We start from the raw sequence: 16991 nt of genomic DNA, 5'->3' as shown, positions 1-16991 counted from the left end.
AGTGGACACCAGCGAGAGCACCGACAGCGGCACCGAACCGGAGTCGGCGAAGGCCGAGGAACCCGCGACCGGCCCCCGGCGCGGCTGGCGCCGCTGGGCGATGGACACCCGCCCTCTGCAGATCCCCGCCTACCGCCGCCTGTGGTCCTCGACCATCGTCACGGCCGTCGGCAGCCAGCTCACCGCGGTAGCCGTACCCAAGCAGATCTACGACATCACCGGCTCCTCCGCCTGGGTCGGCGCCGCGAGCATGGCCGGCCTGGTGCCGCTCATCGTGTTCGCGCTGTGGGGCGGCTCGCTCGCCGACAGCATGGACCGCCGCAAACTGCTGCTGATCACCAACAGCGGCATAGCCGTGACCTCGGTGCTGTTCTGGGTGCAGGCCGCCGTCGGGCTCGACTCGGTGGCCGCGCTGATGGTGCTGCTCGCGCTGCAGCAGGCGTTCTGGGGCCTCAACGCGCCCGCCCGCAACGCCTCCATCGCCCGCCTGGTCTCCGCCGAGCAGCTGCCCGCGGCCAACGCCCTCGGCTCGACCGTCATGCAGACGGGCCAGGTCGTCGGGCCGCTCCTCGCGGGCGTCCTCATCCCGGTCATCGGCCTGCCCGAGCTGTATCTCATCGACGCGCTGGCCCTCTGCGTCACGCTCTGGGCGGTTGTCAAGCTGCCCTCGCTGCCGCCCCTGGAGTCCGCGACACCGCGCCGCGCGGGCTGGCGCGAGGTCGCCGCCGGCTTCCGCTACATCTCGCTGCACAAGGTGCTGCTGCTGTCGTTCCTCGCCGACATCATCGCGATGGTCTTCGGCATGCCCCGCGCCCTGTTCCCCCAGCTCGCCGCCCAGACCTACGCGCCCTACGGCGAGGGCCTCGCCCTCGGCATGCTGTTCGCGGCGATTCCCATCGGGGCGGTGGTCGGTGGACTGTTCTCCGGCACGTTCTCGCGGGCGCGCCGGCACGGCTGGATGGTGATCGGCGCGGTCGTCGCCTGGGGCGTGGCCATCACCGGGTTCGGGCTGAGCAGCAATCTCTGGATCGGCGTGGTCTTCCTGGCCGCCGCCGGAGTCGCCGACATGGTCTCCATGGTGTTCCGCGGGGCGATCCTGCTGTCCGCCGCCACCGACGAGATGCGCGGCCGTATGCAGGGCGTCTTCACCGTCGTCGTGGCGGGCGGCCCGCGCCTCGCCGACGTCCTGCACGGCACGGCGGGCTCGGCATTTGGCCCCCGTACGGCGGTCGCGGGCGGCGGCATCCTGGTCGTGGTCATCATGCTGACCCTGGCCGCCACCGTCCCGGCGCTGCGCCGCTACCGCATCTGAGGGCGCTCAGACGGGCCCATGGCTCGCGTAGTGCTCCATCAGCTTGCTCCGGGTCATCGCCAGCCGGTGCGCGAGGATCTCCGCGACGATCCGGACCAGGGACAGCCCGAGCAGCGGATCCTCCACGCTCAGGGCGAGCACGGCCGCCGCGTCGAACTCGTAGGCCCGCACGGCACTGAACGCCTCCGCGCCGAAGTCCCACGTGTACGGCGGGAACAGCCACGACCAGCCGAGCAGGTCGCCCGCGCCGAGCGTGGCCACGGTGACCCGCTGCTGCGGGGTGACCTGCTGGTCGAGCGAGACGGCGCCGGAGCGGACGACCCAGAAGCGGTCGGCGGTGCCGCCCGCCTCGAAGATCCGGGAGTCCTCGGCGAACGAGACCTCCTGCGCGAGCTCCATCAGCCGTTCGCGCTGGGTCTGGGGCAGGGCGGTCAGCAGTTTTATCGCTTGGGTCATGGCACAGGGCTCCTCGCCGGCAGCGGATCCGGAATTCTCCCTACGCCCATTTCAGCCGCTGCCGCCGTCCCGGGCACCTCGGGGGACGGAATCGGGCATGAAAAAGCCCTGGCTGGACGGGGGAGACCAGCCAGGGCCGTAAGCGGTGGCTCGGGGGACGGTGAGGTCGACCCCGTATCCACGTATGAATGAACCGTAAACCATGTACGGGCATTTCGTACCCAGTTCAACCGGTCGCGTGACCGGTTTCACTTCGTGGCATGCCGTCCGGGGGCCACGATCTCGTCCAGCACCCGCAGGACCACCTCGTAGGCCACTTCCCTTACGGCGTCGCCCTGTTGCGAGCACGTCTGCACCTCCTGGGCGGCGAAGGCCCGGGCCCGCTGGATGCGCCGCAACAGTTCGTCCGAGTCCACGACTTCACTCATGTCCGTCGCCTACCCAGGCACGCGGAGTTCACTTCACCGGCGTCGCGATCGGTACGTCGAGCGGCCGGGCCAGGCCGACCACGGCCTCGTCCAGGCGCTGCAGATGCCGCAGCACACGGTCGGTGACCCGCCCGTAGCGCGGGGTCCCCGGCGTCCCGGGCCGCAGCAGGGACGCGATGCTCGGCCCGGTCTCGATCTCACCGACGGCGTCCCCGCCGGCGACATGGGCGCCGATCACCCCGATGTTGTGCACGATCCGGCGCCCCGCCTCGCTCAGCCGGGGATCGGCCGCGATCGACGGATGCGTGGGCAGCAGCTCGGCGGTCGCCGCCAGATACCGCGCGTGATAGGCACAGGTCTCCAGGAGCGCGACGACATACCGCGCCGTGTCCCGGCGCGCCCGCAACGGCGTGATCGGGTGCGTCAACGGTTGCGTGGACGCGCTCAGATCGGCCAGCGCCTGGTCCAAGTCCCGTGCCTTGTCGAGCAGTTCGGCCGCCGCTCCACCGCTGAGCTGGTCGACGGCGGCCTCGGTGACGTCCGTGAGCCGCAGCAGCACGGTGCCGAGCAGTTCGTTCGTACGGCGGTCCGTGTGCACCGGCAGCACCAGCGCCGCCGCGACCACCCCGCAGGCCGCGCCGAGGGCCGTCTCCTCGATCCGCAGCAGCAGCACCGACGCACTGTAGGTGTGCAGCAGCGTGTAGAGCAGGCCCAGCATCGCGGTGACGAAGAAGGACATCAGGGTGTACGACAGCGGTGCCGTGTAGAACATCGCGAAGATGAACAGCAGCACCAGCGCGAACGCCGTCCAGGTGTGATGCCCGACCAGGCCCGCGAGGCCGATACCGGCCACCACACCCAGGACCGTGCCCAGCAGCCGCCGGTAGCCCTTGACGAGGATCTCGCCCGTGGACGAGGTGTTGATGAAGACGATCCAGCAGGTCAGCACCGCCCAGTACCAGCGCTGACTGGACAGGAACTCGCCGCCGATGATCGCCAGCGAGGATCCGACGGCGACCTGCACGGCCGCGCGCGTGGTCGGCCGCCGCAGCCCGGTGCGTTCCGCGTCCTCGGCCTCGCTCTCCTCGCTGCCCGCGATGGCGATGTCCTCCGCGTCCAGCTCCTCGCGCGAGCGGGTCGTCGCGGGCGTGTCCTCCGACTCGTCCTGCGGCCCGTCCACGGCGATCCGCAGCCCCAGCACCGCACGCCCGGCCTCGCCGATGCCCCGAAACACGTCCTGCACGGCGTCCGAGGCGGGCGGCAGGTTCTCCTCCTCGCGATAGCCCAGCAGCCGGTTGCGCACATGCGCCAGCCCGGTGCCCGAGTCCTCGCCCACGGGCCGCAGGACCAGCAGCCGCAGCGCCTCCAGATCGCGGCGCAGTGTGTCGGTCGTCTCGTCCCGCTGGGGCAGTAGATCACCGGCGGGCACGGGCGCGCCCGGCAGATGCAGGGTCAGCGTGTGACCCCGCTCGGCGCTGCGCGCGGTCAGCAGCAGGAGCCCGAGCCGCTCGGCGGCGACCTCGGCGTCGGCGATACGCCGCTGTACGAGCCGCGCCACCGTCTCGTCGGCGGTCCCGTCCTCCAGCCGCCCCTGGATCAGCAGCGCCGTCTCGTGCAGCCGCGCGGTGCCCTCCCGTACGTCGTCGAGGGCCTTCTCCATGTCATCGGGACCCGCGTCGAGCAACGCGAGCTGCGCGGTGACGAGTTGGGCGAACCGCGCCCGGAACGCCCGCCGCAACCGGTCCAGCGTCCCGGCCGGTGTCTCCGGCACCAGCGCGAACCGCACCAGCGCACTGCACACGAAGGCCACGCCGAGCACGCCGTAGAGCCGCGGCAGCGCGGAGACGGTCGCGCCGACGAACAGGGACAGGAAGTAGATCTGGAAGCCGATCAGACCGAGGGCCGTGCCGCGGTCGCCGAAGCGGCGGCTGTAGACCGCGCCGAAGATCAGCAGGACGAAGAAGACGTCACCGGCGACCACCCGCGAGTTCAGCAGCGCGCTCAGCGACACCGAGGCCAGCGCGACCGGCAGCCCCAGCGCGAGCGTCACCGCCTGCTGCCCGCGCTGCTTCTCGCGGATGGCGAACGTGGAGACCATCGCCGCCATCGCCCCGGCGACGAGATGCGGCACCGAGGCACGCACCAGGGAGAGCACGATCAGCGTGAGCGCGATCGAGGCCACCGTCCGCAGCCCGGCCGTCAGCCGCAGCAGTCCGGGATCGGACGCCGCGACGCGATACCGCACCCGTGCCCACGCCGCCCGTCCCACTGCCCTCACGCCGCCGTACTCTCCCCAGGTTCACCTCAAGATCCGTGACACCGATGCTACGGCTCCTGGGTCTTGGCCCCTTCGATGCGGTCCCGCACCTGCTCCGGCGAGAGGTACGAGTCGGTGTACTCGAAGTCCTTCAGCGTGGCCGGTTTGCGGGCCTGGAAGCCGGTGCGCACGAAGTCGTCACCGGCCAGCGCGTTCAGCGTCCAGTTCGTCGCCACGCGGACCTTGGCGACGCCGGTGCGCAGTGCCGCCCAGTGGTAGCCGCGGGCGGCGACCTGGGCGGGCAGGCCACGCAGTTCGATGCCGAGCGGCTTGGACACCGCGTCCTTGCCGCCGAGGTCCACGACGAGCCCGAGGTCCTTGTGCACGTACGGCTTCAGCGGTTGGTTGCGCAGCGTGGCGATCACGTTGTCGGCGACCACCTTGCCCTGCCGCATGGCGTGCTGCGCGGTCGGCGGGCAGATCGCGCCGTCCCCGCCCTTGGCCTCGTCCGGCACCGCGCCCGCGTCGCCGAGCGCGAACACGCCGTCCTGGCCCGGGAGGTTCATGTCGGAGGTGACCGCGAGCCGCCCCCGCACCGTCTCCGCGCCCAGCGTGGCGATCAGCGGGCTGGCGACCACACCGGCTGTCCAGATCAGCGTGCGGGTGGGCACCACGCGCCCGTCCGTGAAGGTGACCTCCTCGGGCCCCGCCTTGGCGATGGACACTCCCAGGGAGATGTCGATACCGCGCTTGGTGAGGATCTCCTGCGCGCTCTTGCCGAGCTTGTCGCCCAGCTCGGGCATCAGCTTCGGCGCGATGTCGATCAGGTGCCACTTGATCAGACCCGGGTCGATCCGGGGGTAGCGCTTGACCGCGGCGTGCGTCAGCTTCTGCAGACAGGCGGCCGTCTCCGTGCCGGCGTAACCACCGCCCACGACCACGAACTGCAGCCGCGACGCCTTCTCCGCCGGGTCGTCGCTCGCGTCCGCGAGGTCCAGCTGGGTGATGACGTGGTCGCGGATGTAGGCGGCCTCCGCGAGGGTCTTCATCCCGAAGGCGTGATCGGTCAGCCCGGGGATGTCGAAGGTGCGGGTGATGCTGCCGGGGGAGAGCACGATGTAGTCGTAGGGCTCGTTCACGATCTCGTCGTTGATCGTGCGGATCACACAGACCTTGGCCTTGATGTCCACACCGATCGCGCCGCCCGGGATGATCCGGGTGCGGTACTTCTTGCTGCGGCGCAGCGAGACGGCGATCGACTGCGGGGTCAGGACGCCGGAGGCGACCTGGGGCAGCAGGGGCAGATAGAGCTGGTAGGAGAACGGTGTCACCAGGGTGACGTCCGCCTCGTCGGTGTTCAGTTTCCTCTCCAGACGGCGAACGCACTCCACTCCTGCGAAGCCTGCGCCAACCACCAGGATCCTCGGTCGTGTCACGGTGTTCATCCCTTCTGCGGCTCCAGGCGGTCTGCCTCGACGCCGTACGCCTGCCCCTGGATCGCTGCCTCGCACCACATCGATCCCACCGTGCCGGGAGCCGTTCCGCCAGCTGAGCGCGGCAGGCAGACGAACGCGTGGGCACCAGCATGCCCCGCCGACGCCGTCCGTACGCCGCGGACGCGTGAACAAATGGCGTACCTGAATGACCTTTGACCGATCAGTCGGCGATCGCTCCGGACCGTAGAGTGCTGGCCATGTCGCACACTCAGCCCGAGCCGGGGTCAGGCTTCCGCACCCAGAACATCGACACCGGCAATGTGACGCGGCTGGTGGCCGCGCTCGACATCCAGGAAGCCAATCCAGGCGTACGACGACTGCGCGCATGGGCGCACGAGGCGCTCGCCCCGGGCAGCGGGGAACGCGCCCTCGACATCGGGGCCGGGACAGGTTCCACGACCCGTGAACTGGCCGCGGCGGTCGGTGTCGACGGGTCGGCGCTCGGCGTCGAACCCAACCCCGGACTGCGCGCGGTCGCCGAGGAACGCGCCGCGAAGGCCGGCAGCCCGGCCCGCTTCACGGACGGCGACGCGCTGTCCCTGCCCGTGCCCGACGCCTCCGCGGACGTCGTCTGGTGCGAACGGGTGCTCCAGCACCTCGCGGAACCGGACAAGGCCGTCGCCGAGATGGCCCGCGTGCTGCGCCCCGGCGGACGTGTGGCCCTGCTCGACACCGACTGGGCGACCACGATCCTGCACCCGGGCGACCCCGAGGTCACGGCCGCGTTCACCTCCGGCGCCCTCACCAGCGCGGCCAACCCCTACTCGGGACGCCGACTCGTCGGCCAGCTCAGCGCCGCCGGACTCGTCGTCGACGACCGCGGCTCGCAGGCGTTGCACCAGGACCACCGGTCGGTGGCCTGGCCGCTGATCCGCATGCTCGGCGAGTCCGCGGTACGCCGCGGCGCACTGACCGAGGCCCAGCGCGACCGCGCCTACGCCGACCTCACCGAGGCCGCCGAGCGCGGCGCGCTGCACATGTCCGTGACGATGTTCGCGGTCGTCGCCCACCGCCCGGAATGACCCCCGGCCGGACATGCCCCTAACGGAACACGTTGTCCGCGTCGTCCCAGCCCGCGAGCTGCTCCTCCGCCGACTGCTGCGGGACACGTGCGCGTGCCTGGTACATCGCGTCGATCTCGAACGCGTAGTGCCGCACGATAGCGTCCCTGCGCAGCTTCATCGACGGCGTCAGCAGCCCGCCCGCGACGTCGAACGGCTGCGGGAGCACCCGGAACACCCGGATCGACTCGGCGCGCCCCACAGGGCTGTTGGCGGCCGCGACGGCCCGGGTGATCTCCTCCCGCAGCGCGTTCTCCTCCCGCGCCTCCCGGCCCCGCGCGTCGCTCTGCAGCGCGAGACCGGCCCGCCAGTGCGCCACGAACTCCGGGTCCAGCGTGAGCAGCGCCCCCACACAGGGACGGTCGTCGCCGACGACCACCGCCTGATGGATCAGGGGATGCATCCGCAGCCGGTTCTCCAGAGCGGCCGGCGCGACGCTCTTGCCGCTGCTGGTGATGAGGATGTCCTTCTTGCGGCCGGTGATCGTCAGATACCCCTCGGTGTCCAGCCGCCCGATGTCCCCGGTGGCCAGCCAGCCCGCGTGCAGCGCGGCCCGGGTCGCCCGCTCGTCGTTGATGTAGCCCTGGAACACCGAAGGGCCGTGCACCAGGATCTCGCCGTCCTCCGCGACCCGGATCTCCGTGCCCGGCAGCGCCTGCCCCACCGTGCCGATCTTCTCCCGGCCCAGCGGCTGCATCGTGATCCCGCCGGCGGTCTCCGTGAGGCCGTAGCCGTCGTGCACGAGGATGCCGATACCCGAGTAGAACAAGGACAGTTCACGGTTCAGGGGCGAACCGCCCGACGTCGCGCGGACCACCCGGCCGCCCAGCGCCGAGCGCAGCTTGCGGTACACCGTCCGCTCGAACACGGCGTGTTGGAGCCGCAGATCGAAGGCGGGACCCGAGCCCCGGCCGAGTCTCTGTCTCTCCTCGGCCGCGGCGAACTCCCTCGCGGTCGACGCGGCGCGCTCGAACAGGGCGCCCCGGCCGGTCTGTTGGGCCGTACGGAGAAAGTTCTTGTAGATCTTCTCGAAGATCGACGGCACGGCGTACAGATAGGTCGGCCGGAACGTGCGCAGCGCCGACACCAGCGCCGCCTCGGTCATCTCCGGTTCGTGGGCCATCAGCCAGCCGCCGCGCATGCACAGCCCCTGGATCATCAGCCCGTACACGTGCGAGAAGGGCAGGAAGGCCAGCACGGCCGGCTGTTCCCCCGGGGGCGCCACCGTGTGCGACCAGCCCGCGAGCAGCGTGTCGCAGGGGCTGGCGAGACTGCGGTGGCTCAGCGCGCAGCCCATGGGGCGGCCCGAGGTGCCCGAGGTGTAGGCGACGACCGCGGTCGAGTCCGGCATCACGATCCGGCGCAGCGAGTCCACGGTGGTCTGCGGTATGTACGTGCCCCGCTCGGCGAGTTGGGCCAGGGCACCGGAGTCCAACTGCCAGACGTGCCGCAGCAGCGGCAGCGCGGCACACACCGTACCGACCGTCATGATGCCCTGCTCGTCCTCCACGACCACGGCCACACAGTTGGCGTCCCGCAGGATCCACTCGACCTGCTCGCGCGAGGATGTCGGATGCACCGGCACGACCTCGGCGCCGACCGCCCACAGGGCGTGGCTGAACACGGTCCACTCGTACCGGGTACGGGCCATGATCGCGACCCGGCTGCCCGGCGAGATCCCGGAGGCGATCAACCCCTTTGCCAGATCGACGACTTCGTCCCGCAGCTCTACGGCCGTCACCTCCTCCCACTCGGTGGAGGTCGGGTCGGGCCTGCGGGCGACCAGCGGAAGGGTGGGATGGAGGACCGCGGTCTCGAAGATGCTGTCGGCGAGGCCGCCGTTGATGGCGGTGGAGGTGGGGGGTGGAGCGACGGCGAAGTCGCGCATGCGCTGCTCCTGGGTTGTACGGGGCGTGACTCTGCCGATCATTGCTGTTATCGACGGTGCTCGAATGTAGCCCAGGTGTGAGCGTTTGGTGAGGGGAACCGGGAAGTGCCCTTACCGATTTTGGCTACGATTCACCTGTCACTCCGGTGTCAGCCAAACCGTCGCGAGCGGCGGGAGTGTGAGCCGGATGTGGCCGTCCTCCGGTTTGGCCGGGTAGGGGTTGGTTGCACCGCTGCCACCGAACTCGGCGGCGTCGGTGTTGAGTACCTCGTGCCACGCGGGAATGTCGTCCGGGACGCCGAGCCGGTAGTCGTGGCGCACGACCGGGGAGAAGTTGCTGACGGCCAGGAGCGGGGACCCGTCGGCTGCGAACCTCAGGAACGCGAAGACGTTGTCCTCGGCCGCGTCGCCCATAACCCAGCGGAAACCGGCGGGTTGGGTGTCCAGCTGCCAGAGGGCGGGGGTCGCGCGGTACACCGTGTTCAGGTCCCGGACGAGGTGCTGGACGCCCCGGTGGTCGGGTGCGGCGTCGTAGGCGGGGTCGAGGAGCCACCAGTCGGGGCCGTGGGACTCGGACCACTCGGCGCCCTGGGCGAACTCCTGGCCCATGAAGAGGAGTTGCTTGCCGGGGTGGGCCCACATGAAGCCCAGATACGCCCGGTGGTCGGCGCGCTGCTGCCACCAGTCGCCCGGCATCTTCGACACCAACGACCGCTTCCCGTGGACGACTTCGTCGTGCGAGATGGGGAGCACGTAGTTCTCGCTGTACGCGTACACCATGGAGAAGGTCATCTCGTGGTGGTGGAATTTCCGGTGGACGGGCTCGTGCGACATGTAGTCGAGCGAGTCGTGCATCCAGCCCATGTTCCACTTGAACCCGAAGCCCAGCCCGCCGGTGTCGGTCGGCCGGGTCACCCCGTCCCAGGCGGTGGACTCCTCGGCGATCGTCACGACTCCCGGCACCCTGCGGTACACGGTCGCGTTCATCTCCTGGAGGAAGGCCATGGCGTCCAGGTCCTCGCGCCCGCCATGGACGTTCGGGGTCCACTGGCCCGAGTCGCGTGAGTAGTCGAGGTAGAGCATCGAGGCGACCGCGTCCACGCGCAGGCCGTCGATGTGGAACTCCTGGCACCAGTAGACGGCGTTCGCCACAAGGAAGTTGCGCACCTCGGTCCGTCCGAGGTCGAACTCGTACGTCCCCCAGTCCGGATGCTCGGCCCGCCGCGCGTCCCCGGGCTCGTACAGCGGCTCCCCGTCGAACCGGGCCAACGCCCAGTCGTCCTTGGGGAAATGCGCCGGAACCCAGTCCATGATCACGCCGATACCGGCCCGGTGCAGGGCGTCGACGAGGAACTTGAAGTCGTCCGGGGTGCCCAGGCGGGAGGTCGGCGCGTAGAAGCCCGTGACCTGGTAGCCCCACGAGCCGCCGAAGGGATGCTCGGTCACCGGCATGAACTCGACGTGGGTGAAGCCCAGTTCGTTCACGTAGGCGGGGAGTTCGACGGCGAGCTGACGGTACGTCAATCCCCGTCGCCAGGAGGCGAGATGCACCTCATAGACGGAGAACGGCGCCTCATGGACCGGGGTTTCCGTCCTCCGCGCGAGCCAGTTCTCATCGCCCCACTCGTAGTGCGAGGCGGTCACGATGGACGCCGTGGCGGGCGGCACCTCCGTACGGCGGGCCATCGGATCGGCCTTGAGGAAGCGCTCGCCACTCCGAGAGGTGATCTCGAACTTGTAGCGCGCGTCCTCGCCCACACCCGGCAGGAACAGCTCCCACACCCCGGACGAACCGAGCGACCGCATCGGGAACGCCGTACCGTCCCAGGAGCTGAACTCCCCGGCGACACGCACCCCTTGGGCGTTCGGCGCCCACACGGTGAACCGGGTGCCGGCTGCTCCGCCGTGCGTCATCGGCTCCGCGCCGAGCGCCTTCCACAGCTCCTCGTGCCGCCCCTCCTTGATGAGGTGCAGGTCGAGTTCACCGAGCGCGGGGAGGAAGGCGTACGGGTCGTGGACCTCGTGCTCGTCGCCCTCCGCGTACGACACCAGCAGCGTGTACGCCGGGATCGCGTCGAGCGGGAGTACGCCGGAGAAGAGGCCGCCGCCCTCCGAGGTGAGCGGGGTGCGCGTTCCGTCGATCACGACGCTCACGGCACGGGCGTACGGACGCAGCGCCCGGAAGGCCATCCCGCCCGGCACCGGATGCGCGCCGAGCAGCGCGTGCGGGTCGTGATGGGCGCCGGAGAGGAGGCGGTCGCGGTCGGCGGGGTCCAGTGCGGAGGATGCCGTGGGCGAGCCGCTCGTCCCCGGTGTCTGGCTCGGGGTCCGGCCGCCGGTCTCCGGTACGCCGGGCGTGGCCGGGCCACCGGTCTCCGGCGCGGCGGGCTCGGTCGATTCGCCCGTGTCCGGGTCGGCGGTCGTGGACGGACCGCCCGCCTCCTGAGGTGAAGTGTCGCGCAGGGCCACGGAGTTCAGCCTCCTCGGACGGCGAGACGCTCGATCGCCGCCATGGGTACGGGAAGCCAGTCCGGACGGTGTCTGGCCTCGTACAGCACTTCATACACAGCGCGGTCCGTCTCGTACGCGCGCAGCAGGGCGTGCTGGGTGCGAGGATCCCAGCCGGCTCTGGCCGCATAGCCCGCGCAGAAGGCCTCGCGGCAGCGACGGGCCCACTCCGGGCGCCAGGGGCGGCGCTGCCGGGCCGCGTAGTCGAAGGAGCGCAGCATGCCGGCGATGTCCCGCACCGGGGACTGCGCGCTGCGCCGCTCGGCCAGCGGCTTGGACGGCTCGCCCTCGAAGTCGATGACGAACCAGTCGCGTCCGGCCCGCAGCACCTGCCCGAGATGCAGATCGCCGTGGACGCGCTGCGCGGGCGGCCCGGCATCCCGGCCGACCAGCGCGCCGAACGCGGTCCGCAACCCCGGCACGAACGGCCGCAGCGCGGGCACGGCGTGCGCGGCGGCCTCCAGCCGTTCGGTCATCGCGGTCGCCGTGTGTTCGTTTCCGGTACCGCTCTCGGACGGAAAAGCCGCGGCCAGCGCGAGATGGACCTCGGCGGTGGCCTGCCCCAACTCATGGGCCTCGGTGGTGAATTCGGCACCGTCGGCCAGCGCGCGCAGCGCGAGCGCCCAGCCGTCGGAGGCGTCCGGCAGGAACGGCTGGAGCACACCGAGCGTCGCGGCCCGCGGCTCCGCCGTCCGGAACCAGGCCACCGGCGCGGGCACCCGGGTACAACTCTGCGCGGCCAGCGCGCCCGGCAGTTCCAGGTCCGGGTTGACGCCGGGCTGGATGCGCCGGAACACCTTCAGAATGAACCGATCGCCGTACACCAGCGAGGAGTTGGACTGCTCGGCGCCCAGCAGCCGAGGCGAGAGCCCGGCGGGCACGGACACTGACGGGTCCGCCTCGAAGTGCAGGGGACCCGTCGTACCGGGATGCCGCAACCGCTCCAACAGCAGCTCCGCCGACCGCGGATCCTGCAGCGCGTCGTAGACCGCGAGCCCGGCCAACGGACCTTCCTGCACCCGCCCGATGTAGGCCCGGGCGAGACGCGGCGAGACGTACTCCCTTACGCCGAGCAGGAGTTGGTAGCAGTCGCCGGGCGGGGGAGTGCCGACCGGCGCGGGGACCCCGGTGTGGGAGGCGCGGACCAGCAGATGGAGGCAGCCGGGGAACAGCTCCGTCGTGGACAGCACATCGAGGTCGGCCACCGGCCGGTCCTTGCCGGCGAACCAGCGCTGCCCGGGCAGCCATGCGCGCAGCAGCCCGGCGAGCGTGGCCGGAGGCCTGTCGACGCCGGGGCTGCTCAGTCGGAGGGGTGCGGTCTTCGGCATGATGACGCGTCCTTTCGCGGGCCCATCCTCAAAGTCGTCGGCCGATGCGGGGAGCGGCTCGCGAGAGCCGGAACCAGTAGAAGCCGTGTCCCGCGAGCGTCAGCAGATACGGCAGTTCACCGATGGCGGGGAAACGCACCCCGCCGATCAGCTCCACGGGATGCCGGCCGTCGAACTCCCGCAGATCGAGCATGGTGGGCTGCGCGAACCGCGAGAAGTTGTGCACGCACAGCACGAGATCGTCCTCGTACTCACGCAGGAACGCGATCACCGCCGGATTCGACGACTGGAGCTCGGTGTACGACCCCAGCCCGAACGCCGGGTTCTGCTTGCGGATCTCGATCATGCGGCGGGTCCAGTGCAGCAGCGACGAAGGCGACGACATCGACGCCTCGACATTGGTGACCTGGTAGCCGTAGACGGGGTCCATGATCGTCGGCAGGAAGAGCCGGCCGGGATCGCAGGTGGAGAAGCCCGCGTTGCGGTCGGGTGTCCACTGCATGGGGGTGCGTACGGCGTCGCGGTCGCCGAGCCAGATGTTGTCGCCCATGCCGATCTCGTCGCCGTAGTAGAGGATCGGTGAGCCGGGGAGGGAGAGCAGCAGGGCGGTGAAGAGTTCGATCTGGTTGCGGTCGTTGTCCAGCAAGGTCGCGAGGCGCCTGCGGATGCCGATGTTGGCGCGCATGCGGGGGTCCTTCGCGTACTCCGCCCACATGTAGTCGCGTTCCTCGTCGGTGACCATCTCCAGGGTCAGCTCGTCGTGGTTGCGGAGGAAGATGCCCCACTGACAACCGGTGGGAATGGCCGGGGTCTTGGCGAGAATTTCCGAGACCGGATACCTCGACTCCCGGCGGACCGCCATGAAGATCCGTGGCATCACGGGGAAGTGGAATGCCATGTGGCACTCGTCCCCGCCGCTCTGGTAGTCGCCGAAGTAGTCGACGACGTCCTCGGGCCATTGATTCGCTTCCGCCAGCAGCACCGTGTCCGGATACATCGCGTCGATCTCTCGGCGGACGCGCTTCAGGAACTCGTGACTGGCGGGCAGGTTCTCGCAGTTGGTGCCTTCGGCCGCATAGAGATAGGGGACGGCATCGAGGCGGAAGCCGTCGATGCCGAGGTCGAGCCAGAAGCGGAGGGCGGCCAGGATTTCCTCCTGGACGGCCGGGTTCTCGTAGTTGAGGTCCGGCTGGTGGGAGAAGAAGCGGTGCCAGAAGTACTGCTTGCGGACCGGGTCGAAGGTCCAGTTGGAGGCTTCGGTGTCGACGAAGATGATGCGGGCGTCGGGGTACTGCTTGTCGTCGTCGGCCCACATGTAGTAGTCGCCGTACGGTCCGTCGGGGTCTTTTCGCGACTCCTGGAACCACGGGTGCTGGTCGCTGGTGTGGTTCATGACGAAGTCGATGATGACGCGCATGCCCCGCTGGTGGGCGGAGTCCACGAACTCCACGAAGTCCGCGAGATCGCCGAATTCGGGGAGTACGGCGGTGTAGTCCGAGACGTCGTAACCGCCGTCCCGCAGCGGGGATTTGAAGAACGGTGGTAGCCAGAGGCAGTCGACGCCGAGCCATTGGAGGTAGTCGAGTTTGGCGGTGATGCCCTTGAGGTCACCGATGCCGTCGCCGTTGCTGTCCTGGAAGGAGCGGACCAGGACCTCGTAGAAGACGGCGCGTTTGAACCACTCGGGGTCCCGGTCCTTGGCGGGAGTGTCCTCGAAGGTGTCGTGGACCGGTTCGTTGACAGTCATGAAGCTCTTGACCCTCCGCTCTGAGTGGACCGCCGGACGTGGAGCACGTGCGCGGGAGCCCGGCCGGGTTCGAGACGCACATAGTTGGTCCTGCCCCACTGATAGGACTCACCCGTCAGTTCGTCGTACACCGACATGGATTCGTTTGATTCCAGGCCGAGTTGCGGCATGTCCAACGAGACCATGGCCTCCTGGGTGTGGTGCGGGTCGAGGTTGACGACCACCAGAACCGTGTCCACACCCGTGGTCTTGCTGTACGCGATCAGCGCGTCGTTGTCCGTCCGGTGGAAGCGGAGATTCCTGAGCCGGTGCAGCGACGGGTGACGGCGCCGGATGTCGTTGAGCCTGCCCAGCAAGGGCGCGATGCCATGTCCATCCCGCTCGGCGGACTCCCAGTCGCGCGGGCGGAGTTGGTACTTCTCCGAGTCGAGATACTCCTCGCTCCCCGGCCGGAGAGGGGCGTTCTCGCACAGTTCGTAGCCACTGTAGACACCCCAGGTGGGGGAGAGCGTGGCGGCCAGTACCGCGCGCAGTTCGAAGGCGGGTCGACCGCCCTCCTGGAGGAACTCGTGGAGGATGTCCGGGGTGTTCACGAAGAAGTTCGGCCGCATGTAGGCAGCCGCCTCGCCCGACAACTCGCTGAGGTACTCGGTGAGTTCCTCCTTCGTGTTGCGCCAGGTGAAGTAGGTGTACGACTGCTGGAAGCCGACCTGCGCGAGGGTGGCCATCATCGCGGGACGGGTGAACGCCTCGGCCAGGAAGATCACGTCCGGGTCGGCGCCGTTGATCTCCGCGATGACCCGGTCCCAGAACACGACCGGCTTGGTGTGCGGGTTGTCGACGCGGAAGATCCGCACCCCGTGGTCCATCCAGTGCCGCAGCACGCGCACGGTCTCCGCGATCAGGCCGTCCATGTCCCGATCGAAGGCGATCGGGTAGATGTCCTGGTACTTCTTCGGCGGGTTCTCCGCGTACGCGATCGTCCCGTCGGGGCGGTGGTGGAACCACTCCGGGTGCTTCTCCACCCACGGGTGGTCGGGGGAGCACTGGAGCGCGAAGTCCAGCGCGATCTCCATGCCCAGCTCGGCGGCCCGCGCGACGAACGCGTCGAAGTCCTCCAGCGTGCCCAGCTGCGGGTGGATCGCGTCGTGCCCGCCCTCCGGCGAGCCGATCGCCCACGGGACGCCGACGTCCTCGCGCCCTGCCGACAGGGTGTTGTTCGGGCCCTTGCGGAACGTGCTCCCGATCGGATGGATCGGCGGCAGGTAGACGACGTCGAAGCCCATCGCCGCGATCCCGTCCAACCGCCGTGCGGCCGTACGGAAGGTGCCGTGCGGGATCTCGGCCGTGCCCTCGGAGCGCGGGAAGAACTCGTACCAGGCGCCGTACAACGCCCGTTCCCGCTCGACCACCAGAGACCTGGGCTCGGAAACCGTCACCAACTCCCGCAGCGGACAGGCCTCCAGCACCCCCTCCACACCCGGAGTCAACGCCGCCACGAACCGTGTCCCCACCGCCAGCGTGTCGTCGCGCAGCGCGTCCGCCGCGGCCAGCACCGTGGCGCGGGCCGGGCCCTCGGGCACCCCGGTGGCGGCCCGGGCGTGCAGTTCCGCGCCCTCCTCCAGCATCAGGCCGACGTCGATGCCGGCCGGGATCTTGATGCGGGCGGCCCGGCGCCAGGTGGCGATGGGGTCGCCCCAGGCCTCCACGACGTAGGACCAACGGCCTGTCACGGTCGGTGTGACCTCGGCGCCCCAGCGGTCGCTGCCGGGGGCGAGTTCGCGCATCGGGGTCCAGGGGCCGGGGCGGCCGTCCGGGTCGTAGAGGACGACGTTGGCGCCGATCGTGTCGTGGCCCTCGCGGAAGACGGTGGCGGTGACCTGGAACGTCTCGCCGACCACCGCCTTGGCCGGGCGTGCGCCGCTGTCCACGGACGGGCGTACGTCACGTACCGGAATGCGGCCGATGGCTGCCGGGGTCGCGTTCATGGGTCTCACCTCCGCCGTGCTCGGGGCCGGGTTGTTCGCCCGGCCGGGGTCCAGGCTGCGCCGGAAGGGGGACTACCTTCCCGCCGGGGAACGCTGGTCGACGGCGACCGGCGGCCCGCGGTGCACGACGGCCGTCGTACGGGGGCGGGCGTTCTGCTCCTGTTGGTACGTGCTCTGGCCGCCGCGCAGATAGCGTTCGGCGGCTTCCGCGGCCTCGCGCGCGCAGCGTTTCCCCAGCAGCACGCACAAGGTGTAGCCCGAGTCCTCGAAGGTGGCCCGTACCGTCCGGTCGCCCGGCGATGCGAGCATCACGCGTTCCCACGCCCGATAGCGCCGCAGGTGGCGGGCGACTTCGGCTTTGGCGGGTAGCAGCATGGCGCTGTTCACCTTTCGCCTCGGCGGACCGCGGTTCCCGACCGTCGGGTGGCGGCCGTGCGCGGAGGGTCATGGCTCCGTCACGGCAGTCGAGGCTTTCACTCATGGTGCACAGGTGATGACCAAGCGTCTTGTTGGTTCTTCAAC

At 70.1% G+C, this 16991-nt stretch carries 12 protein-coding genes; 2 read left to right on the top strand and 10 right to left on the bottom strand.

Annotation, left to right across the window (positions count from 1 at the left end; genetic code table 11):
* The first annotated feature begins 1 nt into the window (after position 1).
* Complete coding sequence (locus OG588_RS02630) at positions 2 to 1312, top strand: MFS transporter (protein ID WP_366094765.1); 1311 nt, start codon at positions 2 to 4, stop codon at positions 1310 to 1312.
* Positions 1313 to 1318: 6 nt separating this feature from the next.
* Here OG588_RS02630 and OG588_RS02625 read toward each other — a convergent pair whose 3' ends face one another.
* From OG588_RS02625 to OG588_RS02610, 4 genes are all read right to left on the bottom strand, one after another.
* Positions 1319 to 1768 carry a cyclic nucleotide-binding domain-containing protein gene (locus tag OG588_RS02625; RefSeq protein WP_405945833.1) on the bottom strand — a complete coding sequence of 150 codons (450 nt, stop codon included), beginning with the start codon at positions 1766 to 1768 and terminating at the stop codon, positions 1319 to 1321.
* Between the two features lie 248 nt (positions 1769 to 2016).
* Positions 2017 to 2196: a hypothetical protein gene (locus OG588_RS02620; RefSeq protein ID WP_405945832.1), complete on the bottom strand. Its 180-nt coding sequence runs from the start codon at positions 2194 to 2196 to the stop codon at positions 2017 to 2019.
* A 28-nt stretch (positions 2197 to 2224) separates the two neighbouring features.
* Positions 2225 to 4474, bottom strand: coding sequence for an FUSC family protein (locus OG588_RS02615; RefSeq protein ID WP_405945831.1), 2250 nt, complete (start codon positions 4472 to 4474; stop codon positions 2225 to 2227).
* A 47-nt stretch (positions 4475 to 4521) separates the two neighbouring features.
* A complete protein-coding gene (locus tag OG588_RS02610) occupies positions 4522 to 5898 on the bottom strand; it encodes an NAD(P)/FAD-dependent oxidoreductase (protein ID WP_405945830.1) in 1377 nt (458 codons plus the stop codon).
* A 248-nt stretch (positions 5899 to 6146) separates the two neighbouring features.
* Here OG588_RS02610 and OG588_RS02605 point away from each other — a divergent pair, with 248 nt between their 5' ends.
* Positions 6147 to 6971: a methyltransferase domain-containing protein gene (locus OG588_RS02605; RefSeq protein ID WP_405945829.1), complete on the top strand. Its 825-nt coding sequence runs from the start codon at positions 6147 to 6149 to the stop codon at positions 6969 to 6971.
* Between the two features lie 19 nt (positions 6972 to 6990).
* Here OG588_RS02605 and OG588_RS02600 read toward each other — a convergent pair whose 3' ends face one another.
* The 6 genes from OG588_RS02600 to OG588_RS02575 form a co-directional block, all read right to left on the bottom strand.
* Positions 6991 to 8898, bottom strand: a complete 1908-nt coding sequence (locus OG588_RS02600) for an AMP-dependent synthetase/ligase (RefSeq protein WP_405945828.1) — start codon at positions 8896 to 8898, stop codon at positions 6991 to 6993.
* 138 nt (positions 8899 to 9036) lie between these two features.
* A complete protein-coding gene (gene glgB / locus OG588_RS02595) occupies positions 9037 to 11367 on the bottom strand; it encodes a 1,4-alpha-glucan branching enzyme (protein WP_405945827.1) in 2331 nt (776 codons plus the stop codon).
* A 5-nt stretch (positions 11368 to 11372) separates the two neighbouring features.
* A complete protein-coding gene (locus OG588_RS02590) occupies positions 11373 to 12734 on the bottom strand; it encodes a maltokinase N-terminal cap-like domain-containing protein (protein ID WP_405945826.1) in 1362 nt (453 codons plus the stop codon).
* A gap of 28 nt (positions 12735 to 12762) precedes the next feature.
* Positions 12763 to 14481, bottom strand: coding sequence for a maltose alpha-D-glucosyltransferase (gene treS, locus OG588_RS02585; RefSeq protein WP_019057032.1), 1719 nt, complete (start codon positions 14479 to 14481; stop codon positions 12763 to 12765).
* A complete protein-coding gene (locus OG588_RS02580; protein ID WP_405945825.1) occupies positions 14478 to 16469 on the bottom strand; it encodes an alpha-1,4-glucan--maltose-1-phosphate maltosyltransferase in 1992 nt (663 codons plus the stop codon). Before OG588_RS02580 ends, treS begins: the two co-directional genes overlap by 4 nt.
* 72 nt (positions 16470 to 16541) lie before the next feature.
* Positions 16542 to 16844 (bottom strand): DUF5133 domain-containing protein, encoded by a 303-nt coding sequence (locus OG588_RS02575; protein WP_366095088.1) that lies wholly within the window; start codon positions 16842 to 16844, stop codon positions 16542 to 16544.
* Positions 16845 to 16991 lie beyond the last annotated feature (147 nt).

It is taken from the genome of Streptomyces prunicolor (genome assembly GCF_045162825.1).
GTDB lineage: Bacteria > Actinomycetota > Actinomycetes > Streptomycetales > Streptomycetaceae > Streptomyces > Streptomyces prunicolor.
The sequence above is the reverse complement of the archived record's forward strand: the minus strand, read 5'-3'. Positions and strand labels throughout refer to the sequence as shown.

What these genes read in the sequence shown, in the direction of transcription:
- OG588_RS02625 (WP_405945833.1), bottom strand. Translation starts at nt 1,768, where the DNA reads ATGACCCAAGCGATAAAACTGCTGACCGCCCTGCCCCAGACCCAGCGC.
- OG588_RS02620 (WP_405945832.1), bottom strand. Translation starts at nt 2,196, where the DNA reads ATGAGTGAAGTCGTGGACTCGGACGAACTGTTGCGGCGCATCCAGCGG.
- OG588_RS02610 (WP_405945830.1), bottom strand. Translation starts at nt 5,898, where the DNA reads ATGAACACCGTGACACGACCGAGGATCCTGGTGGTTGGCGCAGGCTTC.
- OG588_RS02605 (WP_405945829.1), top strand. Translation starts at nt 6,147, where the DNA reads ATGTCGCACACTCAGCCCGAGCCGGGGTCAGGCTTCCGCACCCAGAAC.
- OG588_RS02600 (WP_405945828.1), bottom strand. Translation starts at nt 8,898, where the DNA reads ATGCGCGACTTCGCCGTCGCTCCACCCCCCACCTCCACCGCCATCAAC.
- OG588_RS02590 (WP_405945826.1), bottom strand. Translation starts at nt 12,734, where the DNA reads ATGCCGAAGACCGCACCCCTCCGACTGAGCAGCCCCGGCGTCGACAGG.
- treS (WP_019057032.1), bottom strand. Translation starts at nt 14,481, where the DNA reads ATGACTGTCAACGAACCGGTCCACGACACCTTCGAGGACACTCCCGCC.
- OG588_RS02580 (WP_405945825.1), bottom strand. Translation starts at nt 16,469, where the DNA reads ATGAACGCGACCCCGGCAGCCATCGGCCGCATTCCGGTACGTGACGTA.
- OG588_RS02575 (WP_366095088.1), bottom strand. Translation starts at nt 16,844, where the DNA reads ATGCTGCTACCCGCCAAAGCCGAAGTCGCCCGCCACCTGCGGCGCTAT.